This window comes from Chenggangzhangella methanolivorans, from assembly GCF_019797865.1.
In the GTDB taxonomy this organism is placed as follows: domain Bacteria; phylum Pseudomonadota; class Alphaproteobacteria; order Rhizobiales; family Methylopilaceae; genus Methylopila; species Methylopila methanolivorans.
This window is the reverse complement of the sequence record NZ_CP081869.1, coordinates 2,602,367-2,627,406: the sequence shown is the minus strand read 5'-3', so window position 1 is coordinate 2,627,406 and position 25,040 is coordinate 2,602,367. Positions and strand designations below refer to the sequence as shown.

Genomic DNA, 25,040 nt, shown 5'->3' with positions numbered 1-25,040 from the left:
CACGCTCGTTCTTGCTCAAGATTGGAGCAAGACGCCGCTTGGGCCAGTCGATGGCTGGCCGCAGGCGCTCCGCACCACCGTCGAACTGATGCTCGCCTCCAGACAGGCCATGTGCCTCATCTGGGGGCCAGAGCTCACGCTGCTTTACAACGACGCCTACGCGCCGATCCTCGGCCTCAAGCATCCCGCGGCTCTCGGACAGCCAATCCAGCAGGTCTGGTCGGAAGTCTGGACGGACATCGAGCCGCTCATCCAAAAGGCGCTCGCCGGCGAAGCCTTGTGGTTCGAGGACCTGCATCTCGTAATGGAGCGCAACGGCTACCGCGAGGACACCTGGTGGCAGTTCTCCTACAGCCCCACTCGCGACGACGACGGCCGCATCGTCGGGATGCTGAACGTCACCACGGAGACGACAGGCAAGGTCCAGGTCGAGGCGGCCTTGCGCGCCAGCGAGGCGCGTCTGCGCTTCCTAAGCGAGCTAGATGAAGCGCTGCGCTCGTCCCGGGACGCGCCGGCCGCCATGCTTTCAGCCGCAGCGCTGCTCGCGCGGCGGCTCGACGCCTCGCGTTGCGCCTATGCCGACGTAGACGCAGACAACGACCGCTTCGTCATACGCAACGACTTCACCGCGCCCGGCATTGCGAGTTCGGCCGGAACCTACAGTCTGGACCTCTTCGGCTCCCGCGCCGCGGCTGACATGCGTCTGGGTCGAACGCTCGTGGTCGGCGATGTCGCCCGAGAGCTCGCCCCCGAGGACGGTCGGGAGATGTTCCAGTCGATCGGCATCGACGCCATCATCTGCTGTCCCTTGATCAAGGACGGGCGCCTTGCGGTCATGATGGCCGTACATCAGGACCGGCCACGCGATTGGCGTGACGAAGACGTCGCCATCGTGGAAGCCGTGGTGGAGAGGTGCTGGGCGCATATCGAGCGCGTCGGAGCGGAGGCGCGGCTGCGGGAAAGCGAGGAGAGCGGCTGCGGCTTTCGGTCGAGCACGCGGAAATCGGCTTCTGGGATGTCGACCTTGTGCGCGACGAACTGATCTGGCCGCCGAGAACCAAGGCGCTGTTCGGAATAAGCCCTGACGTGCCGGTGACGATGGCGGACTTCTACGACGGGCTGCACCCGGAGGATCGCGACAGGACCAGCGAGGCGTTCGCGGCAGCCGCAGACCCACGGCGGCGGGCGATCTATGACGTCGAATATCGCACGATTGGCAAAGAGGATGGCGTCGTCCGCTGGGTCGCCGCGAAGGGCCGCGGCGTCTTCGACGATACGAAAAATGACGTGCGCTGTATCCGCGTCGCTGGCACGGCCGTCGACATCTCCGCGCGCAAGCGGGCCGAGGAGGAGCTGCGCGCTCTGAACACGCTGCTGGAGCAGCGCGTGGCCGAGCGAACCTTCGAGCTGCGCCGGTTCCGCGACATCGTCGATGCGACCCGCTCGCCGATCTGCGCCTTCGATCCCGAGTACCGGCTCATCGCCTTCAACAAAGCGCACAACGACGAGTTCCGACGCGTCAACGGTTTCGATACAAAGCTTGGCGACGTGTTCCCCGATCTCTTCATTCCCGAGCAGCGGCAGGTCATGCGCGCGCTGATGGCCCGCGCGCTGAGCGGCGAAAGCTTCACCGTGGTCGAGGAGTTCGGGCGGCCGGAATTCGGCCAGCCGTTCTGGGAGATCACTTACACGCCGCTGCTGGACGAGGAAGGTCGCATCATCGGCGCCTTCCATCTGGCGCTCGACATCTCGGATCGACTTCGCGCCGAGGTGGAACTCGAGACTGCCCAGGACGCGCTTCGGCAGAGCCAGAAAATGGAGGCGATGGGCCAGCTGACCGGCGGCGTCGCCCACGACTTCAACAACTTGCTGACTCCGATCGTCGGATCCCTCGACCTGCTTCAACGGCGGGGCGTGGGCGGAGAGCGCGAGCAGAGGCTGATCGGCGGCGCGATCCAGTCGGCGGAACGCGCCAAGACGCTGGTTCAGCGGCTTCTCGCATTCGCGCGCCGCCAGCCGCTTCAGCCGATCCCCGTGGACGTCGGCGGCCTCGTCGGCGGCATGGCGGAATTGCTCTCCAGCACCACCGGGCCGCAGGTTCGCGTCGTGGTCGAGGTCGCCGACGATCTGCCGCCGGCGAAGGCGGACCCCAACCAGCTCGAGATGGCGCTCCTGAACCTCGGCGTGAACGCGCGGGACGCGATGCCTGACGGCGGGACGCTGCGGATCACTGCGACGGGCGAGAGCGTCCGGACGCCCCGCGGCGATCTCAGGCGCGGCCACTACGTCCGCCTATCGGTCGCCGACACGGGCGTCGGGATGGACGAGGCGACCCTCTCCCGAGCCGTCGAGCCGTTTTTCTCGACCAAGGGCATAGGCAAGGGCACGGGTCTGGGGTTGTCGATGGCGCACGGTCTCGTCGCCCAGCTCGGCGGGGCGCTGACGATCCAGAGCCAGCCGGGCGTCGGCACGAACGTGGAGCTCTGGCTGCCCATCAGCTCTGCGACCGCGAGCGCCGCGGAGATTGCGCCGGCTCAGGTCGGGCCGGTTGGCAGCCGTGGCCTTGCGCTGCTCGTCGACGACGAAGAGATCGTCCGCGCCAGCACCGCAGACATGCTTGAGGAGATCGGCTACCGCGTGCAAGAGGCCTCTTCGGCCGAAGCTGCTCTTTCGATTGTTGCCGAGGGTGCGCGTCCGGACCTGCTCGTCACCGACCACCTCATGCCGGGGATGAGCGGCGTCGAATTGGCTCGCGTTCTTCGGGAGCAGATGCCCAGTCTGCCGGTGCTGATCGTGTCCGGTTATGCGGAGGTTGAGGGGATCGCGCTCGACCTGCCGCGGCTGACCAAACCGTTCCGGAGCGCTGAACTCGCTTCGAGCGTGGCGTCTCTGACGATAGGGCCAGATAGCGCTTAAGGGCTGGAAAATACGGCACAGCTCAAAAGTCTGCACGTATTCCAACGCCGCGCGAAAACGACGACGTTGGATTGAAGCTCGGCTGACCAACGGTATGTCCGGAGCGAGCCGCGGACGAGAGGGCTCGGCGACTCCTTTTCGCCGTCGCAGGCCGAAATGTCGGACGAGGCGGTCCGACGACCAAAAACGCGGCCGTTCCGTCTGATGGCGGTCGGAAAACCAAGAAAGCTAGAGGAAATGCTCATGAAGAAGCTGGTTCTGCTCGCCCTTCCCGCGCTCGTCGGCATGACCGCCGCTGCAGCTGCCACCGAGGTTACCGAATCCATCGAGATAAACGCCGCGCCAGGGAAAGTCTGGGCGGCGTCCGCCAAGGACTTCTGTGGCATCGGCCAGTTCCACCCTGCGGTGGAGAAGTGCGCGCTGTCGAACGAGGGCAAAACGCGCACACTTTCGCTCAAGGGCGGCGGCACGATCGTCGAGAACCAGACGGCCATGAAGGAGGGTAGCAGTTATTCCTACGTGATCGTCGAGAGCCCGCTTCCGGTCTCGGACTACAAGTCGACCTTCTCGATCAAGGGCAGCGGCGAGAGCTCGACGGTGACCTGGACCGGATCGTTCATGCCCAAGGGCGCCGACGAGGCGACCGCCAAGAAGGCCATCGACGGAATCTACACCTCCGGCCTGAGCGCGCTGAAGTCGAAGCTTTGAGTGCGTAATAGTAGATCGCCCGGGTCCAAGGCTTCAGCCGATGACCCGGGCTATCTCGAGTGCTGCGCGCCGGCAGGATCCAGCTTGTCCGCGCCCACCGCGGAAGTCGAAGGCGTTCCGGGAAGCGGATGTAGTTTCAGCCGGTATCTTCAGGGAGCGGACTTTCTTCTGAGCGACCTTTTCGCCAATACGTGAACGGCAGCACAGCCTTCCGGTTGATCTCCAGGTCTTCGATCTAGTAGCGCCGGATCGCTCTGAACGCTGCATATTCGAGGCTGGCCATGGCGTGGATGCGGACGTCGGCCGGGCATATGTGCCCACCGCTTACGGCGTCGACGAGCAGGCTATGAATACCTCCGCGACTGGGTGCGGAAAGAAGTACGTTGGGGGATTCGCGACCCGCATCACACCACGGTCTGGCCGCCTGCGACGGTGAGCAGCGCGCCCGAGGTGTAGCTCGCTTCGTCTGAGGCCAGCATGACGTAAGCCGACGTGCATGAGTCGTCGGCGCCGGCTGCCCGGGGCGGCCGAACGGCGTCTTTGAGCCGAAGGTCTCGACCGCCTCGGGCGGCATTCCCGCCGGGATGAACGGAGTCCAGATCGGACCGGGCAGGATCGCGTTCACCCGGATGCCGTTCTCGGCAAGCAGTTGCGCGAGGCCGACCGTCAGGTTCGCGATGGCTCCCTTCGTGGTGGCGTAGGGCAAGAGCTGCGGGGACGGATCCTTCGAGTTGATCGAAGCGGTGTTGATGATCGAGCCACCGGGCTTGATGTGGCGCGTCGCGAGTTGCGTCAGGTGGAAGGTCGCGTGGACGTTGGTGTCGAACGTCTTGGTCCACTCCTCGAGCGAGACCTCGTCGAGCGACTTAAAAGGTTTCTGGTACGCCGCGTTGCTGACCAGGATGTCGAGGCCGCCAAGCTCCGCGATGGCGCGCTCCACGACCTGTTCGCGGAAGCTCGCGTCGCTGATGTCGCCGGGCGCCATCACTGCCTTGCGGCCGGCCTCTTCGATATGGCGACGGCAGGTCGCGCCATCCTCGCCCTCGCTCGGCAGGTGCACGACCAATAGGTCGGCGCCCTCGCGGGCGAACGCGATCGCGACCGCGAGCCCGATCCCGCTGTCGCCACCCGTGATGATCGCCTTCTTGCCCGCGAGCTTGCCCGAGCCCTTGTAGCTCTCCTCGCCATGGTCGGGCCGAGGATTCATCTTCTCGGTCAGCCCCGGGAAGGACTGCGGCTGCTTGGGAAACGGCGGCTTCGGGAAGTGCTTCATCGAATGCTCCTGTGTCTTGGAGCAAACGGCCCACGCCCGGAATTCGTTCGGGCGCCGATCAGCGAAGAGCCCATCGCCGGGGTCATGCGACCGCGGCGACGGGCCCACGCTAGGTTCAGCCGATGAACTGGATCAGGTCGCGGTTCAGCCGCTCGGGATCGGTCGCGAACAGGCCGTGGGGCTCTCCGTCGTACTCGATGTAGGTCGAGCCCGGGATGCCCGCGGCGGCTGCCTTGCCGCTTGGCTTGATCGGTACGGTCGCGTCCGACGCGCCGTGGATGACCAGGGTCGGCTTGGTGAAGGACTTCAGGTCCGGCCGGAAGTCGGTCCGCCCAAACGCGTCCACGCAGTCGAGCGTTGCCTTCGGGCTCGCCATCAAGGCCAGCGTAAATGTCCAGTCGAGCAGCGCCGAGCTGACGGGTCGGGAGATCACGCCGACGCCGTAGAACTGTTTGGCGAACGTCTGCAGGAAGGCGAAGCGGTCCTTGCGGATCTCGCTCTTCATGTCCTCGAACACGCTCGCGTCGACGCCGTCGGGGTTGCTGTCGTCCTTCAGCAGGTACGGCACGACCGAAGCCATCAGCACGGTTTTCGCGACCCGGTCGGAGCCATGGCGGGTGAGGTAGCGGGCGATCTCGCCACCGCCCATCGAGAACCCAACGAGGTTCGCCTCGCGAACGTCGAGCTTGTCCAGCACGGCCGCCAAATCGTCGGCGAAGGTGTCGTAGTCGTATCCGGTCGCGGGGTGCGCGGACTGGCCGAAGCCGCGGCGGTCGTAGGTTATGACCCGGTAGCCCGCCTCGAGCAGCGCCAGCGTCTGGTACTCGAACATGTCGCCTGTCAGAGGCCAGCCGTGGATCAGGACCACGGGTTTGCCCTTTCCGGCGTCCTTGACGTGCAGATGCGCGCCGTCTCGGCTCTCGATGTGCATGCGTTCTCCTTGATGCGTTCAGTCGCGCCGGGTGATGCTCCGGTTTGCAGAAGCAACGCCGACGCGCGTCGAACGGTTCTCCGCCACCGCTCCTCGGGATCGAAACCTTGCCAGCGCCGTTGGTCAGGGCATTCGCACCCCGCGCCCGGAGAAGGCGCGCGGCATTCGCATGGAAGGAGACGGCCATGAGCCTTCAAGGCAAGAAGATCGCGATCCTGATCGCGCCGCGCGGCACGGAGGAGCCGGAGTTCGCTAAGCCCAAGGAGGCCGTCGAAAAGGCCGGCGGCGAGGTAACGGTCGTCAGCATCGAGGCTGGCGAGGCGAAGACGGTGAACAGCGACCTCGACCCGGGCGGCAGCTACGCCGTCGACAAGACGTTCTCCGAGGTCTCGGCCGACGATTTCGACGGGCTGGTCGTGCCCGGCGGCTGCGTGGGCGCCGACAAGCTCCGGGGCGATAAGGACGCGATCGCGTTCATCCGGGCGTTCTTCGAGCAGGCCAAGCCGGTCGCCGCAATCTGCCACGCGCCGTGGACGCTGATCGAGGCTGGCGTCCTGAAGGGCCGGACCATCACGTCCTACCCGACGCTCAAGATTGACGTCGAGAACGCGGGCGGGACCTGGGTCGACAAGGAGGTCGTGGTCGACAAGGGGCTCGTCACGAGCCGCAACCCGGACGACCTTCCGGCCTTCTGCGCCAAGCTCGTGGAGGAGTTCGCCGAGGGCAAGCACCCCGAGCAGGCCCGCAGCGCCTGACTTCAACCACAGCCACACACGACGGCCGGCGCCCCGCACATGATGCGGGGCGCTTTCGCCCGTGCGGCGTTCAGCTCAAAGGAGGCTGGCCGTTCGAGGCCGACAGGCCGCCATCGACGGGCAGGTTCACGCCCGTGATGTAGAGCGCGTCGTCGCTGGCGAGGAACGCGATGGCGCCGGAGATGTCGGACGGCTGCGCCCCGCGGCCCATCGGGATCCGCTCCTCGAACTTCGCGATCAGCTCGGGCTGGTCCTTCATGCCAGAGATAAGCGGGGTGTAGGTCAGCGACGGGTTGACCGCGTTGACCCTAACCCCGTTCTTAGCCTCGTCGATCGCCAGCGCGCGGGTGAAGTTCGTCACCGCGCCTTTGGCCGCGCAGTAGAAGCTGTGGTTCCAGTCGCCGCCGAGACCCGACACCGACGACACGTTGATGATCGAGCCCTTGCGAGTGCGCAGCGTAGCGATCGCCGCGCGGCTCATCTGGACCACCCCGTAGAGGTCGGTCTCGATGACCTTCGCGAAGTCCGCGAAGTCACCATCGTCGAGCTTGCCGAGGTGGTCGACACCCGCGTCGTTGACGAGCACGTCGATCCCGCCGAACCGCTCGACCGCGCGCGCCACCAAGGCTTCGCACGAGGCCATCTGGGAGACGTCGGTCTCAACCGTCTCGACCGCGTCGCCTGACAGGTCTGCGGCGACCTTCCGTAGTCCTTCGACGTCGATGTCGCCGAGGACCAGGGTCGTGCCCTCCTCGGCGAAACGACGCGCCGCTTCTTCGCCGATGCCGGAGGCGGCCCCGGTTATCATCACGACCTTGTTTCTCGAATCTCATGGGGCTCTCCATCTGTCTTGCTTGGGCCGCCGTTCCACGAAGGCACGCTCGGCAGAGCGGCGATCTGAAAAGTCACGCCGCGAGCATGAGGTTCCCGCAGATCGGATTGCCCATCGGCTACTTCCGCATCGCTTGCCGTGGCGGCCGGCGACGATAACCTGGCCGGATGACGAGCATCCCGGATTGCCTTGCCGCGTTCTCGGTGGCGGCCATGACCAACACGCATGATGCGGAAGAAAGGGGCCGCGCGGCGATCGACGCGTACCTGCTCTGCGTGCCCAACGACCCGCTGCGTCGCCTCGCGGCGCTTCACGAACTTCTCGCCGCCTATGTGGAGCTCGCGCTAGACAGCACGGCCGCCATGGCCATCAGGGCCGACCTCGAAAACAGGATCGTCGAGGCCGCGGGGCCTCCAAAGGAGCAACTCGGCTCGGACCAGCACGCCTGAAGCAAGAAGACTGGCTCCAGCGGCCAGCCGTCGCGATGACCGCGTCCCTAATGCGCCATCCTGCGCATCATCGCGATTACTGCCGGGCGTTCGTACGGCTTCGAAAATAGACAGCCCGCTCCGGCAGATTGAGATCAGCCGCGCTCAGGGACGCGCAGCCGTATCGGCGCCAGTTGCGGACATCCGCTGATGTCTGCAAAACGGTCACTCAGGTGAGCGATCAAAGCGCAAAGCTGCCCCACGGGGCGCTGGTCACTTCAGGGCATGCTCGGAAGTGACAAAAGTGCGGCGCGCGGTTAATTCTTTCGAAGGGTTGGAGTGCGCTCGCATTAGGCCCATGTCTTTTGATGTCGTACTATTCCAGCACGGATAAATCGGAACGATTCACCGCGAAGACCCTTGTCCTCCAGAGAACGACATTTGCATCGTTCGTGATGGGAGGACTTATGTCCAATATTTTCAAGCTTAGCGCCGCTGCTCTGCTCGTCGCCGCATCCGCTTCGGGCGCGTTTGCTCAGTCGACCGGCACTGAGAACAACGCGTCATCCAGCTCCGGCGCAAGTTCGTCGGAACAGCAGGGCAAGACCGGTTCGGACAATAAGGATGGAATGAGCACGTCTACCGGCATGGACACCAAGGGCGACAAGCCGACTTCGGCGGGAACCTCGAACGATCAGGCCAAGGACCTGCGCGGCCATAGCGAGACTCCGAAGGGATCGAGCAAATAACGTTCACCCGGATCACGCGGCCCCGGCTTTTAAGCCGGGGCTTCTCGTATCTGCTGCTCATCAGTGACGCGGAATCGAGTGATGGAGACCGACATGCTGGACGATCAGGATCGACCGTCGATCGAAACGGAAGAGACGCCGACGCCGCCGAAAGGGCAGAACATCAAGGCTTGGTGACACTCGGCGACGACGCAGTCGAGGAAGCGCAGCACGAAGAGGAAGCGCCTCCAAAGGGCGCGGCGGAAAATGACGCGGAGAAGCCGAGCGGCGAGCTAGCGAAAGACGCTCCAGCCTCGATCACCGGCTTGGCGGGCTGACGAGGCCGAACGAACTAGCCTGACCGGTCCGAGTGCTCCGCAAGGCACTTTTCGATCTCGGCGATGATGCGCTTGGTGTAATCCACCGCATCTGGAACACGGTCCATCTGCTGGCCTCGGGAATATTCGTAGGACCGCATGGTGCCGTCCTCGAGCCAGATCAGGCGCTGCCGAAAAATCGCCAGATCCTCTTTCAACTTCTCACGAAATTCCAAGTGTTCCTCCCTTGGTCTGAGGAGGGAAGCGCACTGGCGGCCGTTCGTTCCAGCGCGGATCACGATTGTCGGTCTGGTGAGTTCTATCGCCGGCCTGTGGAACGAAGGTGCTAGGCGCGTGTTTCGCGGATGACCCGATGCGCTCGGAGATCAGTCGAGGGAGCCACCGCAATGAGCCATCGAGAAACCCGTATCAAACAGCGCGCCTACGAGCTTTGGATTCAGGCGGGTGAACCGGAAGGGACCTCCGAGCAATTCTGGTATCAGGCGGAAAAGGAGATTGATGGCGATGATCCCGCCGCCTCTGGCAAGGGCGCGGCTCTGACGCCGGACGAAGAGCTTGAGAAGCAGCTGGAAGAAACGATCCCGGCGAGCGATCCGCCCTCGGCCACGCAACCGTAGGGCGACCATATCGCGCGCCATTGGTTTTGATCCCGGGCGCAAATTGCCCATTTGGTCGGGAGCTCGAATGAGGCAGCGCGGTGCATCTTCGTAGACCCGTTATTCTTTTCATGGGACTAGCGGTTCTCATTGCAGCGCTCTGTACGCTAATGTGGATGACAGTGCTTTAGTCATTCCCTCTCACATGACGGATCATCGGCCGGACGACCCGAGCATTCCGACAGAAGAAAAGCCTGCCAGACGAGCAGGTGGTTGGTTGATCGTAGCTGCGATAACAGGGACGTTTCTGGTTTTGGGCCTGTTCGCTTGGTTCGGACGGACACATTCAATTATGATGGCCGTTGGCGCTGAGATCCGCGGACACGATGAACCAAGAGATCGAGCTGAATCGCTTTTTAAACGAGTGGGCGACCAGAGCGCTTGCGGCCGCGCGAAAAGAGACGGCCACGACGTGCCGCGAGAGTTGCATCTCAAGGGCGGCTGCGCGCCTTGGTGAGGATGCAAGGGCTGCAGGCATTTATGACCAGGTGAACGCCACCGCTCAGAAGCACGGCGGATTCATTCCATTTGTCCGCAGCTTGCTCTGATCGTGCAGACCATCTGTCTTTTTCTGATCACCGAGATTTGGGTAGTTGGCTCAGCGGCTCACGGTCGCCCTACGCGCGCTAACGCGGCTGTCCAGTTCCATGGCTGACTTGCGGGCCATTCTGGAGCCGCTCTCGCGCTTCATCGACGGAACGCAAACCATCCTCGGTCAGCAGCCAGTTATTGCCTTGGCGTTGGATCAGGCCGGTGCTTTCCACAGCGCGAAGAACGCTGTCGGACAAAAGGGGGCTGCCGGCACCCTTCATCAGGGTTTCCAAGATCGCGACGCCTTCAGGCGACAGCGTTCGCGTATCAACCATGTGGCGTTTCTCCCGAGAATTCGGTCCTAGGCACGGAGCACGCTGCCCGATCGGGGATCGGTGTTGCGATCGATCGCAAACTTGCCTGCCTCGGTGAGCGCCCACGCGCGCTCTGACCACTCAATTAGGCCTTCGTCCTCAAGATCTCGCAGAACAGCGTCGACCCCGTTCAGCCAGTGCGACTCCACCGCCTTGAGCGCGCAGACTGACTCAATGGAAAGATAGTCAAGGCGCGCGGTCATATGGTGGTTCCGTGCTGCGATGCTGGCTTAACAGAACCGAGGAAAATTCGTTCCGCTGATAGCGTCGGAACATTTCGCGCCCGCGGGCCTTCTCCTATCGAGACTTAATTGAGGAGAGTGACATGGCCCCCGGTGTGGAGACCTTTGGCTTTTGATGACAGTTCTTGGCGTGAGTCTGCTGGGCATCACGATCGCCTACGCCGCGTTCAAGAGCCGCCAGAATATGACGCCAGCCAAACGTGACGTTGCCGATCGCGGAGCCGAGCGTGTCTACGCGGAAGAACAGCGCGATCCGGCGAATCGAGGAGCTTGATATGAACGACCAGCCATCGGTCTACGGAACAGATACGTCCAAGCCGAAAGAGAAAGCTGGCGTTGAAGTCGGCGGTGGAGACAAGGCGGCTGCGGCCACCGATGCCAAGGCGCGGAAGGAAGCCGAGCCGGGAAGCGCCGACGATGATCGGGAGCCGCCGGCGCTGGAAGATTCCGAAGAGGCTTAGTCGCCGACGTAAGGCCGGGAACCCATCGCCCCGCCCGCGCGTCTAACGAGTGCGGCGGCTTTAGTCCCCGCTGCAAACTCCCAATGAGAAGCCCGGCGCGTCAGCCATCTTCGCGTCGGGCTTTCTGTTGCGCCCTGCGTGGTTGACTAGTCAGCAACCCCTAGCCATCACGTGTATCGGCGAAAATCACTCGTTTGGGCATCGACGGCTGAGGGCTTCGCGCTCACGGTCATTGACGCGGGAGACGCATGTGCCGCGCTACCATTTCAACGTACATGACGGTGTGGAAATCCCCGACAGTGTGGGCATAGACCTACCGGATATCAGGTCCGCCCGTCGTGAGGCCATGAAATACGCGGGCGTGCTGCTCGACGAAGCTGAAGATCGGGAAAGCCTTGGCGAAGAGTGGCGCCTGGACGTCACCGATGACAGCGGCACGGTACTTTTCAGCTTGAATTCGTCGTCAGAGAGCAGTCGCCATCCTAAGCGCTAGGTAGTTTTCCCTACGCGACCGGTGGTATGCCAGCCATGTCGCAATCGTTATGGTAGAGTGAATTATCACTCGTTAACTACGCGCCATGTCGTTCGTGATCACACATGGGCCCCTCGGCGTCGAGCACGAGGTGGGCTGCGAAAGTGCTGTCGAGGCGCTTTCGATTTTTCGGGATCTTATGCAGCAAGGCGCTGTCGGAGTGATGCTGACGGTCTTCGAGATCGGGGACGAGGCTCTTGCTTTGCTCCAGCTACTTGTTGAAGCTGAAAAAGGTCAAATCTCCGAGCCGGCGGCGTGAGCCGCTCTGCAAGAGCGGCCCGACCGCTCCCCAGCGACCGGGCCATGCTTCAGTTGTCTGGACAGAGAGGGGCGGAAACCTGTCCAGCGCCTTTTCCTGGCGGGGGCCACCCGAAGCACCGCGATCCTACCGCATCCGTGATGAACATAAGATAATTCTAAGATGCAGGTGGGGTTCACGAACCTGTCATCCGACAGTCAGCCGGCAGTCTGTTTGCGAGCTACATAATCGCTCCGATGCGTCCCATGCGTCGGGCTTTTTCATGCGCGCCCTGATAGAAGTTTCTCGCCGAAACGAGCTAGGGAGAGAGCGTCCCGCGGGCCCGCCGAGGGTTTCCCCCGATTCCTCTCGGCGGGCCTCATCCAGCGCCCCGGAACCGATCACATCGCTCGCGCGTATAGCTCTCGAAACGTACCTCCCCGTATCGTTTCGCCTTGAAGAGCCCGACGCGCCCGTCACCGTGCGTCGGGCTTTTTGCTGCGCTGGCGACGCTGAGGGCAGTCAGATACGGTCCCCAAAACTTCGCGGGGACACTGCCGGCAATGGCCGCTGACATCGATGGGACGCTTGCGGTCTTTGCTGTTGCCGCCTGGGCGGACGGGGACGAGGGCAGGCGCACGTGCGCCCAAGCACTGGACGCTTATATCGAAGCGGTCGGGGGAAGCGCCTCCGACAGGTACGACGCGCTTCAAAAGCTCCATCGCGAAGCGCGGTCGATCGTCGGATCTCAGGACCATTCGGCGATGATCATGAAGCTGATCAACGTGCGGCTCACCGAGGTCACTGCCTCGATGGTGGGCGTAGGTGTGCCGAGTGTGTCGTCGCCACTTTAAAGGGAGGCGGGGCTAGCCCTCAATCGCGCTGAGCATACACGTGGATATGTCCGTCCACGTTTGTGGTGTGTGATCCGGCGTGGAATTTTGACCCCGTAGGTCGGGGGATCGGCGTCCAATTTTGGGTCTGACTCATTCTCGATGAAGTTGGCTGGTGGCTTTCGCCTCCCTTGCGGAGGAGGACCGTCATGGCCTTTGGCTTTCGAACGAACGCGTTGGCGCCGGCCGGTCTTATCGTGGACCGGGTGACGGTTGAAGCGGACGCGATCGAGGTTTGCGTCCGATCGCCGGCGGTGATCGCCCGGTGCCCTCTCTGCTCTTCGCCAGCGCGGCGGATCCACAGCCGCTATGTCCGCCGGGTCGCGGACCTACCCTTCGGTGGGCGTCCCGTTCGGCTACGCCTGACGGCGCGGCGGTTTGTCTGTGAGCAGGCGCGGTGCCCGCGCCGGATCTTCGGCGAGCCCTTCGCCGGTGTCCTGGGGCGTGGAGCCCGCCGGGTCGAGCGGCTGGAGACCGTTGTCCATCATCTGGGCCTTGCGCTGGGTGGGCGGCCGGGAGCCGGCCTCGCCCGGCGGCTCATGCTGCCGGTCAGCAACGACACGCTGCTGAGGGTCGTGCGAAGGCGAACGATGAGGCCAGACGCTCCGCTGCGCGTCGTCGGTGTCGATGACTGGGCGTTCCGGCGCAACTGCCGCTACGGATCAATCGTCGTCGATCTCGAACGCCGGCGTCCTGTCGCTCTGTTGCCTGATCGAGAGATCGCGACCGTCGCTGCGTGGCTCGGCGATCATTCCGGTATCGCCGTCGTCGCCCGCGACCGCGGAGGAGGCTATGGCGAGGCGGCGGCGCGAGTTCTGCCCCATGCCGTCCAGGTCGCGGACCGCTGGCATCTGATGGAGAACGCCAGCGCCGCCTTCCTAAACGCCGTCCGCGCCGCCATGACGCCGATCCGCCGGACGCTCGGCGCGACGCGCATCGATCCGAAGCTGCTGACGGTCGCGGAGCGGCTGCAGTATGAGGGCTATCTGCGCCGCGCGAGAGCCGACGAAGCCGTTCTCAGCATGGCGCGCGAGGGACTGTCGATCAAGGCGATCGCCCGGCGGGCGGCGCTCGCACGCGGCACGGTGCGTAGGATCCTGCGTGGCGAGCACGGCGACGCCTTCCGAACGCGACAAAGCTCGCTCGAAGCCTGGTTGCCGGTCCTGGCCGCCGAATGGACCGAAGGCTGCGCCAACGGCGCAGAGCTGTGGCGGCGTCTTCGGCGGCGCGGCTTCCAGGGCTCTCTCCGCGTCGTGACAGAATGGGCGACCAGACGCAGGAGGTCGGAAGCCAAAGGCCTTCGCCAACTGCAACGGGCGCCGTCGGCGAAGACCATCGCCAAGGCGATGACGATTGAACGCGACCGGCTCACCAAAGGCGACGCGATCCTCGTCGCGTCGATCGAAGCGGCAGCGCCGGAACTTGCGAAGGCGCGCGTCCTGCTCGACCGCTTCCACGCGATGGTCCGGCGCCACGCCGCGCAGGAGCTCGATCCCTGGATCGCAGACGCTTCGCCCAGCCTGCTCGGCTCATTTACGCGTGGCGTGGTCCGGGACCAAGCCGCCGTCCGAGCGGCCCTGGGCGAGCCCTGGTCCAACGGACAGACCGAGGGCCAGATCACAAAGCTCAAGCTCATCAAGCGCCAGATGTACGGTCGCGCCAAGCTCGACCTGCTCGAGGCCCGCCTTATTGGTGCCGGATGATCCCGTCGCGCATCATCGAAAATGCGTCAGACCCAACATTGGACGCCGATAAGGGGTCAAAGTTCAGCGCCGATTGACAGCTCGCAGATCTCGATAGGCGCATTGAGAGGCAGCGGAAGGCTTTGGAGCGGCTTCACGCCCGGCAGGGCGCCACCGCAGTGGCCCAGGCGTCTTTGCGGCTCCTTGAACTCAATAGAGCGTTTGTCGAGGCTCACATCACATTGCTGATGGATGGTGAGGAGCCGTTGGCCGAGATCAACTCGCAGGCTTGAAGCGAAAACCGCCCCGCCGACCTTTATGGGCCAGCGGGGCGGGAGCTCTTCGCATCGAACTTGCGGGACCAACGAACCAACAACGGGTTCGTTCGAACGTCGGCTAGCCGTTACCAGCCGAACTTGTAGGCGACGCCCGCCATCACGCGGTGCTCGTACTTGCTGCGGACCGGAACGCCGGCCAGGCGGAAGGTGTCCTTGCCGAGATCGGTGTAGCGATACTCAGCGCGGACCACGACGTTGTCGGTCACAGCCGACTCGACGCCGCCGCCGATCGTCCAACCGACCGCAGTCTTGTTGTCCTTGGCGCCAAGCCGACCGGCGCGGACCTTCACTTCGCGATCCGCATAAGCGACGCCGCCCGCTGCATAGAAGAGGACGCGGTCGACAGCGAAGCCGACGCGAGCGCGAGTGGCGCCGGTCCAGTCGGTCTGGGTCTTCGCGGACGCGCCGAACGCGCCGCGCGTGCGGTCGATGTCGGCCCAGTTGAAGTCAGTCTCGATGCCGAGCACGAGCGGCGAGTTGTCGAGCTGAATGTTGTAACCAGCATAGCCGCCGACCATCCAACCCTTGGGCTTGGCGCTGAGGCTGCCGCCGGCCGCGCGGAAGTTGGCGTCGCCCCAGGCGTATCCGACCTGGGCGCCGACATAGCCGCCGGTCCAGCTGAAGGACGGGACCGCCACGATTGCCGGAGCGGCTTCCATGGGGAGGTCTGCCGCGTAGGCCGACGTCGACAGCAGCAGCGCGCCGCCGATGAGAGCAAGCTTCGACTTCATGTTTGAAAACTCTAAGAATTTTGCCGGATGCGCCGGACCGCTACTCAACTGATCGGATAGATCCCCGGGTATCCCATTGCCGTCAAGTTGTAGCCGCATGTTTGGTATCGGTGTGTCCTTTGAGTTGCCGCCTTTCTGGTCCGCCCGAAACACGCGCACTGTCGGAACCACGCGTGGCTCCAAGCGCTTAGCTCTCGAATGCGTAAGGAGCCGAGAATGATCGAGCAGAAGTCTCAGACCAAATGGAAGCCACTTGCCTTCATGCTGGCCTTCGTCGTGGCGCTTGCGGTCGGAGCCTCCGCTCTCTTGCTCAACAAGGATGAGGTGACTGAACCGCTGCCGCAGGGCGGACCTACGGTGAACCCTGGCTAGGCCACGCAGATGCGTCGAGGCCGCATCAGACAGTCAGGCAACCTATTTTTACTGAGCGACGAGGCGATAGGAGCGATTGATGACAAACACGAACGTGCCTCCGTTAAGGTCCGACGAAACGGGCAAACACGTTAGGTCCGACAGCCCAGTCGATCGGCCCGCTCAAAATCTGGATATCGAGGAATTCGACAGGAAGCGCACGAAAAGTGGGGCAACGAACGGCCCCGACGAGCGTCACGAGAAGCGACCTGAAGGCCCGTACAAGGATCCCGCCGATGAGCAAAAGCAGGGCGAGGTTAAGTAGGCGCGTCGAAACGAGGGAAAATCATCGCGGGTTTGGTCTGCCCCCTGGGAAGTGGTCCTCCCTGATGTATGGCTTTTGGCCATGTGGAGGACTGAACGATGCCGAGGAAGAGGCACGCACCCGAAGAGATCGTCGCGAAGCTGCGGCAGGTTGAGGTTCTTACGGCACAAGGGCGGCCGGTCGCTGAAGCGATCCGTTCGATCGGCGTGACCGAAGTCACGTTCTATCGCTGGCGCACTGAGTATGGCGGGCTGAAGGGCGATCAAGTGAAGCGCCTGAAGGAGCTTGAGGCTGAGAACGCCCGGCTTCGACGCGCGGTGTCGGACCTGACGCTGGACAAGATGATCCTGGCGGAGGCGGCAAGGGGAAACTGATCAGCCCCGCCCGTCGTCGCGACTGCGTGGATCGTGTGGTGAGCAAGCTCGGTGTGACGGAGCGTCGGGCCTGCCTCGTGCTCGGCCAGCACCGCTCTACGCAGCGGAAGGTCCCTATGCGGCCGGACGATGAAGCGGCGCTGACCGCCGACATCGTTGCGCTCGCCGTCCAGTATGGCCGCTACGGCTACCGGCGGATCGCAGCCCTGCTGCGCTCCGCCGGCTGGGCCGTGAACCTGAAGCGGGTCGAGCGGATCTGGAGACGGGAGGGGCTAAAGGTCCCGCAGAAACAACCCAAGCGAGGGCGGCTCTGGTTCAACGACGGTTCGTGCCTGCGGCTGCGGCCGGAGCGGCCGAACCACGTCTGGTCCTACGACTTCGTCGAGGATCGCACGCACGACGGCCGCAAGTTCAGGATGCTCAACGTGATCGACGAGTTCACGCGCGAATGCATTGCGATCCGGATCGGGCGGAGGCTCCGGTCGACCGACGTCATCGACGTCCTGTCGGACCTGTTCGTCCTGCGCGGCGCGCCGGGCCACATCCGATCGGACAACGGCCCGGAGTTCGCCGCCAAGGCCGTCCGCGAGTGGATCGTGGCCGTTGGCTCCCGGACCGCCTTCATCGAGCCTGGCAGTCCCTGGGAGAACGGCTACTGCGAGAGCTTCAACGCCCGGCTACGCGACGAGCTTCTCAACGGCGAGATCTTCTACTCGCTCGCCGAGGCCAAAGCCGTGATCGAAGGCTGGCGACGGCATTACAACGCCGTCCGGCCGCACTCGGCGCTCGGCTACAGACCGCCCGCGCCCGAGGTCGCGCTATGGCCGGCTGCGCAACCCCGACCAGCTCCGCCGGCCACACCAACCATCGCGTCAGCGCCGCTCATGAACTAACATTGCAACCGGACCACTCGATGGGGGCCGGCCAGTGGCCGCTGCGTTTGGCAGCTCGATCTGGGTCGGCGGCGTGACGTTCGCGCTCGCGGCCGCGATGGCGGGCTTCTATGCGGCGGCCGTCTCGGAACGAAGAGGCCGCTTGATCGCCCGCGCGGCCCTGGCGCTCGGGATCGCGCTGGCGGCGGCCTCGCCGATCTTGATTGAACAGGCGCGGGCGGCGGCGGAGCGGAGCGGCGGACCGCCTGTCGCGTTCCACGCCTACGAGGTGTTCGGCCCGTCCGTCGCAGACGCGATCCGGCGCCCGCTCGACCTGATCGGGTTCTGGCCCGTGCAGCTCCCGGTCGACCTGCCCGCGACCTTTCCGATTGGCGTGGCGGCGCTTGCGGCGGCGCTCGCCACAGCCGGCGGCGATCCGGGGCGGAGGCGCGTCGCGACGGTCCTCGCGCTCGGCGCCGCAGCCTCATTCGCGGTCTCCTGGCTGCTCGTGAGCAAAATCCTCAACAACGATCTTGGCTGGCGCGCGGTCCTGCCCGGAACGCTCGTGCTCGCGGCCTTCGCGGCCGCAGGCCTGTCGCGCTGGACAGCTCGCCCGACAAAGGCCGTACCATCGATGCTTGCGATCGCCTGCGTTCTCGCCGGAGCCTATGGCGGGTTCTTCTTCTTCCGCGACGATCTCGCGGCTCGTCCGTCCGGCTCCGCGGCCGCATTCGCCCGGTCTCCCGAACTCTGGCGCGAGGCGCGGGCGCACTCCGGCCTAACCGAGCGGATCGCCAGCAATCCGGGCTTGTTTGCGGACATGACGCAGCACCCGATCAACATCTCATGGGCGCTCCTCTCCGACCGGCGCTCCTGCTACGCCGGATGGGAGTTCGCGCGTCCGTTCTCGGGGAAGTCGGCCGAAGAGGTCGATCGCACGGACACGGAGTTCCGCGCCGTCTTCGATGGAACAGCTTCGGCCTCTGCCGTGCACGCGCTGTTCGAGCCGCACGACTGCAGTGTCATCGTAGTCACCGCCGCCGACGGCGCGTGGGCGTCCGGCGCCTTCGCCAAAGACCCGGCCTTCGAGTTGCTGAACGAACGTCCCGGCGCCTGGCGGATCTACCGGTTCCTGCCGACCCGGCCTCCACCCTAGGTCGAAGATCCCGAACGTAACGCTTGAGCTGGCCGTCGCGTAACCAAGACAGGATGTTCACGACCCAGCTCATTGACGCGCTCGTCGCGGATGCGGGCTCTCCCCCGAGGAGGGTCGGACGCGCCGTCGCGGGCGCGCTGCTGCTCGGCGCGGCCGGCGCGGCGGCCGTGTTCGCGATGCGGCTCTCCATCCGCCCAGACATCGTCGAAGCTTTTGGGAGCGTGCGCTTCCCTCTGAAATTCGCGCTGATGGCGGGGTTCGCGCTCGCGGCCGCGGCTATCGCTCTGCGGCTTTCCAGACCCGGCCGGGCCGGCGCCGCCGAGGGTCTCGCGCTCGCGGCGGCCGCCATGCCGCTGCTGGTCTCGGTCGCGATCGAATTGCTGGTCACGCCCGCGGATCGATGGACGACGCGCGCCGTCGGGACCATGTCAACGGTCTGCTTGACGCACATTCCGCTGCTTGCCGCGCCGGCCCTCGTCGCGCTGCTGACGGCGCTTCGACGCGGTGCGCCGGCCTCGCCCGCCCTGACCGGGGCGGCCGCCGGGCTGCTGGCTGGCGCGATGGCGGCGATGGTCTACGCCACGAGCTGTCCCGACGATTCGCCGCTCTTCGTCGCCATTTGGTACATGATCGCGATCGGGTTGGTCACGGCCGCCGGCGCGCTTGCGGGGTCTCGCCTGCTGAGATGGTAGGCCGGCGCGTCACCTCATCGAGCGCATGAAACGATCCGCCGGCTCGCCCGCCCGGACCGGCCCGTCCTGCTTGAGAAACGGATCCTCGGGATGGTTCTTCGCAGCCATCGAACGAAGGTCCTCGAGCGACATGTCCGGGTCCGCGTCCATGCGGGCCGAGACTTCGGCCATCTCCGCGCGCATGTCCAAGCGGTCGTAGCGCTCGCCCCGGACGATCTCGCCGATGCGTTTCATCGTAGGCTGCTGGCCGTCGGCACATGGCGCCCCCGAGCCGTCGCCGCAGGTCGGCGCGACCATGTCGATCCAGCGCGGCCCGCCTACATAGACGGCGTAATACATCAGCTTCGACTTATAGACGCTCACGCCGAGTTCGATCAGCGCCTCGTAGAACATCAGGTGCGTGTCGCCCCAGGACGCCGTCCGCCTGTCGCAATAGTGGTCGTGAAGCACGGCCGCTTTCAGGTAGGCTTCGTCCCATGGGCCTCCGATAATGCTCTGCGCCCAGTCCGGTATGCTCGCCCCGTCCGTGACATCGCCGGCCTCGGCCCGCCATGTCCGCTTGGCGCCGTCGATAAACAGCAGCGGCGACCGCAGGATGCATTTTCGCTCCGCCATGCAGCCGTCGGGGTCGAACGCCAGATCCCCGGTGAACTGAGCGGAGGCCGGCAAGGCCCAAACGGTGCAGATGATGGCCGTAAGGCCAAGGGCGCGCACGGTCATGCAAGGCCCCTTCGCGCTGTTTTAGAGATCCTGTGTCTTCAGGTCATCGACGCGCGGCGGCCACGATCGGTCCGCCGTCTCTGGCCTGGACGAGGATCGCGGTCTGCAGCTTGTCGACGGCCGGGGGCAGCGGCAGCGTCGCCGCCTCGCCGGTCCACCCGCCCAGCCGGCGCAGTTCGTGGACCACATGCGCGTGCGGCAGGGTGCGGCCCGAATTCTCGCCGCGCCCCACCGCGACGCGCACCGTGTTCGGATCGAACCGCACCAGCCAGACGTCGGCTCCGCCCAGCTGCGGCGTTCCGGCGCCGATCGCGACCTTGCCAGCCGAGATTTCGACCTCGGGCCCGCGTCGGTCGCCGGCGCGCGCGACAAGGCCGAGCACCTCGTTCAGATCCTGGCCGACCGCGCTGAAGCGTCCGTCGACCACCATGTGGGGCGTGAACGGGCCGTCCAGGCCGAGCTTCGGCACGTAGTCGGCCTGCCGGCGCGTGAACTCGGCCTTGCCGAAACTGTCCTTCCAGCCGAGCCGATCCCAATAGGTCACGGAATAGCTGAGAGCCAGCACATCGCGCCGGTCGGCGAGCTGGATCAGATTGGCGTTGGCGGGCGGACAGGACGAGCAGCCCTGGCTCGTGAACAGTTCGACCACGATAGGCTGCTCGGCGCGCGCAGCGTGAGATGCGCCAAGAAGGGCCATAGCGAGGGCTGCGGCAAGCGAGCGTCCACCCATCGTCAAGCTCCTGACCAGAGTGACGGGCGGCGCGCGCCGGACGCGCTCACCCGTAGCCTTCGGCCAGGACAAGGATCGTCGCGACCGATCGGGACCGGCCTCCGCCGCCGGCTACACGATCGATTACGCTCGAGGGATCCGGATCGTTACGCGGGTCGCACGATGGCATCGCCGGCCGGATCAATCAGGGCGCCGTAGCCGGATGTCGACTTCGCGCTCGACGAACGACCATTCCGGGATGTCGCGCAAACGCGCGACCAGAGCATCGAAGTCGGCTTCGTCTTCAGGCCGGAATTCGAACCAGGTCAGGAAATCGAATGGTTCCCCGAGATCGCGGGCATGATGTAGCCGGCGTGCGATCGCGGGAAGATAGTCGAGGCCGATCGCGATATGCCGCGACTGCGCCTCGAAGATCGACCGACGCTCGTCTTGCGCGAGGCTCCACCAAGACGGGGATTTTCGGATTGGTATCAACGCTGCGAGGGTAGCGTCAGATCGGCCCAGCGGCTCCTGCTTCGCAGTGAGCGCCGACGTCTCAATCCGCGTCGTGTAGCGGGTATTGCTGGTCGCGCCGGTCAGGACCCACTCGCCCGGCGGCTTCGGCGCGCCGGGCTCGACCGTGACGACATCGACGAAACGAACAGGAGGGAGCGCGGCGCCAGCGATCGCTTCGATGCGCTCCACGCGCCATGGGCCCGATGCACCGCCGATGAAGCTCACACGTGTGGATCCGGACATGGCCGTCCCTTCTGGTTCATGGCCGTCCCGTCGGCTCGCAGGGTGCGGCTTTGGGACATCCCTAAAGGCTTGTGCTCTCAGGTAACTTTCGCAGACCAGAGCGGATTCGTTACATTCATGAGCCGTGGACGGGCGCCTGACCCTGTCATTCCGCGTAACGAAGGCGCTTACCCCAACGTATTGAGGGCGGATGATCGGCGGAAAGGCGGCTGAAAGCGATTGGATCGCTTGGATGAAAGCGGGGATCGCAGGCGACGCCGCTGCATATGAGCGGCTTCTGGCGGCTCTGGCGCCTTTCATCCGGAGCGTGGCGCGAAGCCGGGCGTCGGCATGGGGCTTCGGCTCGGCCGATGTCGAGGACGTGGTCCAGGAGACGCTGCTTGCGATCCATCTCAAGCGCGGCACCTGGGATGAGGGGCAGCCTGTCGGGCGATGGGCGGCGGCGATCGCACGCAACAAGATCATAGACGCGCTCCGCCGCCGAGGGCGACGCATCCATGTTCCGATCGACGACTTTGCGGAAACCTTGCCGACGGAACCTGAAGACGAGGGATTGCGACCGGATGAGGCTAGTAGGCTGATCTCCGTTCTTAAGGGCAAACAACACGCGGTGGTTAAGGCGATCTCGATCGACGGAAAGGAGATCCGCGAAACGGCGAAAGACCTCGACATGAGCGAAGGCGCCGTAAGGGTCGCGCTTCATCGCGGTCTGTCGGCTTTGGCCGACGCCTATAGGAGTTTTCGCAAATGAGGACGGAGGATCTGATCAGGACGATAGCGCTGGACGCGGACGCCCCGCGGAAGCGGCTTCTGCCGGCGGTTGCCGCGGCGGTCGCCTTAGCCGCTGTCTTCGCGGGTTTCGCGACGTGGACTCTCTTGGGCGCGAGGCCGCCGGTCGACCCCGCGTTCGCGGCGATCCGCTATCCGCTGAAGTTCGTCATCACGGGATCATTCGTCGCGAGCGCCGGCCTACTCGTAATGCGGCTGGCCCGGCCCGGCGCTCGACTTGGCGCTGCGCGAATCGCGCTCATCGGCGCGGTTGTGGTCTTCGCGATCACGGTGGTGGTCGAACTGGCCGTGACCCCGAGCGCCCTCTGGTGGAGCCGGACGGTCGGCCGGAACGCGCTCCTATGCCTCGCTTGCGTGCCGATCATCTCCGCCGTCCCGCTCGCCGTCATACTGATCGCTCTCAGACGCGGCGCGCCCAACTCTCCCGGCGCGCTCGGAGCCGCCGCCGGCCTTCTAGCTGGAGCCGTCGGCGCAACATTCTACGCCATGCACTGTCCAGACGATTCTCCACTGTTCCTGGCGGTGTGGTATTCGCTGGCCGTCGCCCTCATGACTGTGATCGGCTCCGCGGCGGGTGCCCGCATGCTCCGCTGGTGACTGAAGATCGGCGAAGTTTCTCAAGATTGACTACCCCGCCGCTTTCGTGCGGAGCCGCCGGATCGGTCTTTATAATGCCAAGAGCGCGAGTGTCTCGATGCATTCAGCTCGAGATGCGACTTACTCGTTGGAAACGCGGACATTTTGGCTGTCGGCAACGGCTCAACCGCGCTCAAAGCCGCGAAGCGCCAACACCAGACACCAAGGCTCAGCCAAATAGCGGACCTGAGATCGAGCCCCGACTGTGGACCTTACCCCCGAAGAAGCTGTGGCATGAAGGCGTACTGATAGCTCCTGCGCGACGCGTCATGTTTCCCGAAGTTCCGAAATCTTTGAGTTGTGGAGAACTGTGCCCAAAAAGAGCTGCTCCGGTGACGGAGCAGCTCAAGTTCCCTGACAGAATTGAGAGGAGCCGGAGGCGTCGGGGCCAGCCCGATCTTTGTCGTCAGCCGTGGAAGTAGGAGTTTGCGCTGAAGACGATCAGCACACCGGCGGCAAGGGCCGCGTAAGGCAGCAGCCCGGCCTTGGGCGCCGAGAGAACGCCGTCGGTCATATGGAGATCTTTGAGCATCGCCTGCGGGAAGCTGCCCTTGTCCACGACGTAGTGCCGATACCAGAAGACTGGCAGGATGATCGCCAACGCGAACACGCCCGTCATGAGTGTCCCCGGACCCCAGACGTTCGCGCCCGCCCCGAGCATGAAGGCGTTCACATAGGCAAGAATGAACCCCACGACCATCAGCCAGTTCGGGCAACGGTAGGGGCGCTCGACATGCGCGTTGTCGATCCTGTGGATCCACCCCGCATGCAGATTGAGGAAGATGAAGACCAGGTAGCAGATGTTCGACACCGCGAGGACGAACAGGGAGTCCGACAAGGTCAGCAGCACGACGTTGAAGCCGAGGTCGGTCCACATCGCCCTGGTCGGTGCGCCGTGGTGGTTGACGTGGCTGAGATACTTCGGAAGCCAACCGTCGACGGAACCCTGGTAGAGCGTGCGAGACGAACCTGCCATCGAGGTCGACACGCCCAGCAGCAGGGACAGGACGAGCATGGCGATCAGGATGTTCCCGACCGTCGCGCCGCCGCCGACCATTCCCGCCATCGCGCCGGCGACGCCCGACCCGTCGACGATCCCTGGCGACGCCACGCCTTCCGTGCCGAGCGCGCCCTGGAAGGCAAGCGGGATGAGGGTGTAGGCAGCGACGCACAGGACGCCCGACCAGAAGATCGCCTTGAAGGTGTCGGTCTTTGGATCGCGGAATTCGCGCGTGTAGCAGACGGCGGTTTCGAATGCGTAGGACGACCAGGCCGCCATGTAGATGCCGCCAAGAAACAGTGTCCAGCCCGCCTTGTCCCAGGCGCCCGAGATCGGAACGAAGGGCTGGAAGTGCGAGACGGCGATGTCGCCGGTGAAGAACGGCACGATGCCAATCAGCAGAAGCGGCGTCAGCGCCACTACCGCGATGATGAACTGAATGCGCGCGGTCCCGAGGATGCCCTTGTGCTGGACCGCGAAGGTAAGGAGCATGAGGACCGTCGCGACGATCGACGTGCCGTTGATCCTGATCTCAAGTCCCTGCTTCAGGAAGCCGAGGTCCAGGAGCGTCAGCTTCTGGGTGTTGATCGCGGCGTCAGGGCCGAACAGCGACGTAAGGATGTAGGCTGCGGCGATCGTCGATCCGACTGTTAGCACCGGCGTCCAGGCGAGCCAGTTCGACCAGAGCGACAGAGGCGCGACGATCTTCGAGTAACGCACCCACGCTGCCGCGCCGTAGACCGACGCGCCACCGGACTTGCCTGGGAACAGGCCTGCGATCTCGGCATAGACGAAGGCCTGCAGGAACCCAAAAATCACCGACGCCGTCCAACACAGCCAAGACGGCGCGCCGACCGTCGCCGCCAGGCCGCCGATCGAGAACAACACGAGCGCCGGAACGCCGCTTGCCACCCAGAACGCATCTTTCCATGTGATCGACCGATGGAGTTGATGCCCTTCACTGCTAGAAATCAAAGGATCGCTCAAGACAGCAGCCCCCGATCGCGAAACTTCGTCCGCGTTGCTCATTTCCTCTCCTCCGCCGGACAGTAGGCCAGCGTTACTTTGAG

At 64.6% G+C, this 25,040-nt stretch carries 28 protein-coding genes and 3 pseudogenes; 20 read left to right on the top strand and 11 right to left on the bottom strand.

The window, feature by feature from the left end; genetic code table 11:
* Positions 1–88: 88 nt before the first annotated feature.
* The 3 genes and pseudogenes from K6K41_RS13920 to K6K41_RS13910 all read left to right on the top strand — a co-directional run.
* Positions 89–871, top strand: a pseudogene (locus tag K6K41_RS13920) (PAS domain-containing protein); the annotation flags it as partial.
* Between the two features lie 60 nt (positions 872–931).
* A pseudogene (locus K6K41_RS13915) lies at positions 932–2,916 on the top strand (hybrid sensor histidine kinase/response regulator); the annotation flags it as partial.
* 243 nt (positions 2,917–3,159) lie between these two features.
* Positions 3,160–3,624 carry an SRPBCC family protein gene (locus K6K41_RS13910; RefSeq protein ID WP_261405516.1) on the top strand — a complete coding sequence of 155 codons (465 nt, stop codon included), beginning with the start codon at positions 3,160–3,162 and terminating at the stop codon, positions 3,622–3,624.
* Positions 3,625–4,028: 404 nt separating this feature from the next.
* Here the strand turns inward: K6K41_RS13910 and K6K41_RS13905 are convergent.
* Positions 4,029–4,897: pseudogene (locus tag K6K41_RS13905) on the bottom strand (SDR family oxidoreductase).
* A 115-nt stretch (positions 4,898–5,012) separates the two neighbouring features.
* On the bottom strand, positions 5,013–5,828 hold the full coding sequence (locus K6K41_RS13900) for an alpha/beta fold hydrolase (protein ID WP_261405515.1): 816 nt from the start codon (positions 5,826–5,828) through the stop codon (positions 5,013–5,015).
* Between the two features lie 185 nt (positions 5,829–6,013).
* Between K6K41_RS13900 and K6K41_RS13895 the strand changes: the two genes are divergently transcribed.
* The gene (locus tag K6K41_RS13895; RefSeq protein ID WP_261405514.1) at positions 6,014–6,583 is read left to right on the top strand and encodes a type 1 glutamine amidotransferase domain-containing protein; all 570 of its coding nucleotides are present in this window, start codon (positions 6,014–6,016) and stop codon (positions 6,581–6,583) included.
* A gap of 70 nt (positions 6,584–6,653) precedes the next feature.
* On the opposite strand, the gene budC is transcribed toward K6K41_RS13895, so the two are convergent.
* Positions 6,654–7,391, bottom strand: a complete 738-nt coding sequence (gene budC, locus K6K41_RS13890; RefSeq protein WP_261405513.1) for a meso-2,3-butanediol dehydrogenase — start codon at positions 7,389–7,391, stop codon at positions 6,654–6,656.
* A 191-nt stretch (positions 7,392–7,582) separates the two neighbouring features.
* Between budC and K6K41_RS13885 the strand changes: the two genes are divergently transcribed.
* Positions 7,583–7,864, top strand: a complete 282-nt coding sequence (locus K6K41_RS13885; protein ID WP_261405512.1) for a hypothetical protein — start codon at positions 7,583–7,585, stop codon at positions 7,862–7,864.
* Positions 7,865–8,211: 347 nt separating this feature from the next.
* Positions 8,212–8,592 carry a hypothetical protein gene (locus K6K41_RS13880; protein WP_261405511.1) on the top strand — a complete coding sequence of 127 codons (381 nt, stop codon included), beginning with the start codon at positions 8,212–8,214 and terminating at the stop codon, positions 8,590–8,592.
* Positions 8,593–8,923: 331 nt separating this feature from the next.
* On the opposite strand, the gene K6K41_RS13875 is transcribed toward K6K41_RS13880, so the two are convergent.
* Positions 8,924–9,124: a hypothetical protein gene (locus K6K41_RS13875; protein ID WP_261405510.1), complete on the bottom strand. Its 201-nt coding sequence runs from the start codon at positions 9,122–9,124 to the stop codon at positions 8,924–8,926.
* Positions 9,125–9,295: 171 nt separating this feature from the next.
* On the opposite strand from K6K41_RS13875, the gene K6K41_RS13870 reads away from it, so the two are divergent.
* A complete protein-coding gene (locus tag K6K41_RS13870) occupies positions 9,296–9,526 on the top strand; it encodes a DUF2934 domain-containing protein (protein WP_261405509.1) in 231 nt (76 codons plus the stop codon).
* 365 nt (positions 9,527–9,891) lie between these two features.
* Positions 9,892–10,113 (top strand): hypothetical protein, encoded by a 222-nt coding sequence (locus K6K41_RS13865; RefSeq protein ID WP_261405508.1) that lies wholly within the window; start codon positions 9,892–9,894, stop codon positions 10,111–10,113.
* 78 nt (positions 10,114–10,191) lie between these two features.
* On the opposite strand, the gene K6K41_RS13860 is transcribed toward K6K41_RS13865, so the two are convergent.
* Both K6K41_RS13860 and K6K41_RS13855 read right to left on the bottom strand, forming a co-directional pair.
* Positions 10,192–10,431 carry a hypothetical protein gene (locus tag K6K41_RS13860; protein WP_261405507.1) on the bottom strand — a complete coding sequence of 80 codons (240 nt, stop codon included), beginning with the start codon at positions 10,429–10,431 and terminating at the stop codon, positions 10,192–10,194.
* Between the two features lie 26 nt (positions 10,432–10,457).
* Positions 10,458–10,673 carry a hypothetical protein gene (locus K6K41_RS13855; RefSeq protein WP_261405506.1) on the bottom strand — a complete coding sequence of 72 codons (216 nt, stop codon included), beginning with the start codon at positions 10,671–10,673 and terminating at the stop codon, positions 10,458–10,460.
* Between the two features lie 154 nt (positions 10,674–10,827).
* Here K6K41_RS13855 and K6K41_RS13850 point away from each other — a divergent pair, with 154 nt between their 5' ends.
* From K6K41_RS13850 to K6K41_RS13825, 6 genes are all read left to right on the top strand, one after another.
* Positions 10,828–10,986, top strand: a complete 159-nt coding sequence (locus tag K6K41_RS13850; protein ID WP_261405505.1) for a hypothetical protein — start codon at positions 10,828–10,830, stop codon at positions 10,984–10,986.
* A 1-nt stretch (position 10,987) separates the two neighbouring features.
* The gene (locus tag K6K41_RS13845; protein ID WP_261405504.1) at positions 10,988–11,173 is read left to right on the top strand and encodes a hypothetical protein; all 186 of its coding nucleotides are present in this window, start codon (positions 10,988–10,990) and stop codon (positions 11,171–11,173) included.
* Between the two features lie 250 nt (positions 11,174–11,423).
* Positions 11,424–11,666: a DUF6894 family protein gene (locus K6K41_RS13840; RefSeq protein WP_261405503.1), complete on the top strand. Its 243-nt coding sequence runs from the start codon at positions 11,424–11,426 to the stop codon at positions 11,664–11,666.
* A gap of 85 nt (positions 11,667–11,751) precedes the next feature.
* Complete coding sequence (locus K6K41_RS13835) at positions 11,752–11,964, top strand: hypothetical protein (protein ID WP_261405502.1); 213 nt, start codon at positions 11,752–11,754, stop codon at positions 11,962–11,964.
* A gap of 542 nt (positions 11,965–12,506) precedes the next feature.
* Entirely contained in the window at positions 12,507–12,797 is a 291-nt protein-coding gene (locus tag K6K41_RS13830) for a hypothetical protein (RefSeq protein ID WP_261405501.1), read from the top strand.
* Positions 12,798–12,985: 188 nt separating this feature from the next.
* Entirely contained in the window at positions 12,986–14,539 is a 1,554-nt protein-coding gene (locus K6K41_RS13825) for an ISL3 family transposase (RefSeq protein ID WP_261405500.1), read from the top strand.
* Between the two features lie 382 nt (positions 14,540–14,921).
* Here the strand turns inward: K6K41_RS13825 and K6K41_RS13820 are convergent, their stop codons facing one another.
* The gene (locus K6K41_RS13820; protein ID WP_315855196.1) at positions 14,922–15,758 is read right to left on the bottom strand and encodes an outer membrane protein; all 837 of its coding nucleotides are present in this window, start codon (positions 15,756–15,758) and stop codon (positions 14,922–14,924) included.
* Positions 15,759–15,803: 45 nt separating this feature from the next.
* Here K6K41_RS13820 and K6K41_RS13815 point away from each other — a divergent pair, with 45 nt between their 5' ends.
* The 4 genes from K6K41_RS13815 to K6K41_RS13800 all read left to right on the top strand — a co-directional run bounded on the left by K6K41_RS13815 (position 15,804) and on the right by K6K41_RS13800 (position 19,357).
* Positions 15,804–15,959 (top strand): hypothetical protein, encoded by a 156-nt coding sequence (locus K6K41_RS13815; RefSeq protein ID WP_261405499.1) that lies wholly within the window; start codon positions 15,804–15,806, stop codon positions 15,957–15,959.
* A 402-nt stretch (positions 15,960–16,361) separates the two neighbouring features.
* Positions 16,362–17,530 (top strand): IS3 family transposase gene (locus tag K6K41_RS13810; protein ID WP_261405498.1). Its coding sequence is split into 2 segments (ribosomal slippage): positions 16,362–16,626 and positions 16,626–17,530, totalling 1,170 coding nucleotides; the frame shifts between segments, so codons are not numbered across the junction.
* 34 nt (positions 17,531–17,564) lie between these two features.
* Positions 17,565–18,665: a hypothetical protein gene (locus K6K41_RS13805; RefSeq protein WP_261405497.1), complete on the top strand. Its 1,101-nt coding sequence runs from the start codon at positions 17,565–17,567 to the stop codon at positions 18,663–18,665.
* Positions 18,666–18,718: 53 nt separating this feature from the next.
* Positions 18,719–19,357 carry an NrsF family protein gene (locus K6K41_RS13800; RefSeq protein ID WP_261405496.1) on the top strand — a complete coding sequence of 213 codons (639 nt, stop codon included), beginning with the start codon at positions 18,719–18,721 and terminating at the stop codon, positions 19,355–19,357.
* A gap of 9 nt (positions 19,358–19,366) precedes the next feature.
* Here K6K41_RS13800 and K6K41_RS13795 read toward each other — a convergent pair whose 3' ends face one another.
* From K6K41_RS13795 to K6K41_RS13785, 3 genes are all read right to left on the bottom strand, one after another.
* Entirely contained in the window at positions 19,367–20,077 is a 711-nt protein-coding gene (locus K6K41_RS13795; RefSeq protein ID WP_261405495.1) for a DUF1353 domain-containing protein, read from the bottom strand.
* Positions 20,078–20,120: 43 nt separating this feature from the next.
* Positions 20,121–20,726, bottom strand: coding sequence for a DUF1223 domain-containing protein (locus K6K41_RS13790; RefSeq protein WP_261405494.1), 606 nt, complete (start codon positions 20,724–20,726; stop codon positions 20,121–20,123).
* Positions 20,727–20,987: 261 nt separating this feature from the next.
* Positions 20,988–21,545 (bottom strand): chlorite dismutase family protein, encoded by a 558-nt coding sequence (locus K6K41_RS13785; RefSeq protein ID WP_261405493.1) that lies wholly within the window; start codon positions 21,543–21,545, stop codon positions 20,988–20,990.
* Between the two features lie 190 nt (positions 21,546–21,735).
* Here K6K41_RS13785 and K6K41_RS13780 point away from each other — a divergent pair, with 190 nt between their 5' ends.
* Complete coding sequence (locus tag K6K41_RS13780) at positions 21,736–22,296, top strand: sigma-70 family RNA polymerase sigma factor (RefSeq protein WP_315855194.1); 561 nt, start codon at positions 21,736–21,738, stop codon at positions 22,294–22,296.
* Positions 22,293–22,931 (top strand): NrsF family protein, encoded by a 639-nt coding sequence (locus K6K41_RS13775; RefSeq protein WP_261405491.1) that lies wholly within the window; start codon positions 22,293–22,295, stop codon positions 22,929–22,931. Before K6K41_RS13780 ends, K6K41_RS13775 begins: the two co-directional genes overlap by 4 nt.
* 445 nt (positions 22,932–23,376) lie before the next feature.
* Here the strand turns inward: K6K41_RS13775 and K6K41_RS13770 are convergent, their stop codons facing one another.
* Entirely contained in the window at positions 23,377–24,999 is a 1,623-nt protein-coding gene (locus tag K6K41_RS13770) for a trimethylamine N-oxide permease (protein WP_261405490.1), read from the bottom strand.
* Positions 25,000–25,040: the final 41 nt, after the last annotated feature.

Excerpts from the sequence above, each read along its gene's own strand:
- K6K41_RS13910 (WP_261405516.1), top strand. The coding sequence starts at position 3,160 with ATGAAGAAGCTGGTTCTGCTCGCCCTTCCCGCGCTCGTCGGCATGACC.
- K6K41_RS13900 (WP_261405515.1), bottom strand. The coding sequence starts at position 5,828 with ATGCACATCGAGAGCCGAGACGGCGCGCATCTGCACGTCAAGGACGCC.
- K6K41_RS13895 (WP_261405514.1), top strand. The coding sequence starts at position 6,014 with ATGAGCCTTCAAGGCAAGAAGATCGCGATCCTGATCGCGCCGCGCGGC.
- budC (WP_261405513.1), bottom strand. The coding sequence starts at position 7,391 with ATGATAACCGGGGCCGCCTCCGGCATCGGCGAAGAAGCGGCGCGTCGT.
- K6K41_RS13885 (WP_261405512.1), top strand. The coding sequence starts at position 7,583 with ATGACGAGCATCCCGGATTGCCTTGCCGCGTTCTCGGTGGCGGCCATG.
- K6K41_RS13880 (WP_261405511.1), top strand. The coding sequence starts at position 8,212 with ATGTCGTACTATTCCAGCACGGATAAATCGGAACGATTCACCGCGAAG.
- K6K41_RS13870 (WP_261405509.1), top strand. The coding sequence starts at position 9,296 with ATGAGCCATCGAGAAACCCGTATCAAACAGCGCGCCTACGAGCTTTGG.
- K6K41_RS13865 (WP_261405508.1), top strand. The coding sequence starts at position 9,892 with ATGAACCAAGAGATCGAGCTGAATCGCTTTTTAAACGAGTGGGCGACC.
- K6K41_RS13860 (WP_261405507.1), bottom strand. The coding sequence starts at position 10,431 with ATGGTTGATACGCGAACGCTGTCGCCTGAAGGCGTCGCGATCTTGGAA.
- K6K41_RS13855 (WP_261405506.1), bottom strand. The coding sequence starts at position 10,673 with ATGACCGCGCGCCTTGACTATCTTTCCATTGAGTCAGTCTGCGCGCTC.
- K6K41_RS13850 (WP_261405505.1), top strand. The coding sequence starts at position 10,828 with ATGACAGTTCTTGGCGTGAGTCTGCTGGGCATCACGATCGCCTACGCC.
- K6K41_RS13845 (WP_261405504.1), top strand. The coding sequence starts at position 10,988 with ATGAACGACCAGCCATCGGTCTACGGAACAGATACGTCCAAGCCGAAA.
- K6K41_RS13835 (WP_261405502.1), top strand. The coding sequence starts at position 11,752 with ATGTCGTTCGTGATCACACATGGGCCCCTCGGCGTCGAGCACGAGGTG.
- K6K41_RS13830 (WP_261405501.1), top strand. The coding sequence starts at position 12,507 with ATGGCCGCTGACATCGATGGGACGCTTGCGGTCTTTGCTGTTGCCGCC.
- K6K41_RS13825 (WP_261405500.1), top strand. The coding sequence starts at position 12,986 with ATGGCCTTTGGCTTTCGAACGAACGCGTTGGCGCCGGCCGGTCTTATC.
- K6K41_RS13815 (WP_261405499.1), top strand. The coding sequence starts at position 15,804 with ATGATCGAGCAGAAGTCTCAGACCAAATGGAAGCCACTTGCCTTCATG.
- K6K41_RS13800 (WP_261405496.1), top strand. The coding sequence starts at position 18,719 with ATGTTCACGACCCAGCTCATTGACGCGCTCGTCGCGGATGCGGGCTCT.
- K6K41_RS13795 (WP_261405495.1), bottom strand. The coding sequence starts at position 20,077 with ATGACCGTGCGCGCCCTTGGCCTTACGGCCATCATCTGCACCGTTTGG.
- K6K41_RS13785 (WP_261405493.1), bottom strand. The coding sequence starts at position 21,545 with ATGTCCGGATCCACACGTGTGAGCTTCATCGGCGGTGCATCGGGCCCA.
- K6K41_RS13780 (WP_315855194.1), top strand. The coding sequence starts at position 21,736 with ATGATCGGCGGAAAGGCGGCTGAAAGCGATTGGATCGCTTGGATGAAA.
- K6K41_RS13775 (WP_261405491.1), top strand. The coding sequence starts at position 22,293 with ATGAGGACGGAGGATCTGATCAGGACGATAGCGCTGGACGCGGACGCC.
- K6K41_RS13770 (WP_261405490.1), bottom strand. The coding sequence starts at position 24,999 with ATGAGCAACGCGGACGAAGTTTCGCGATCGGGGGCTGCTGTCTTGAGC.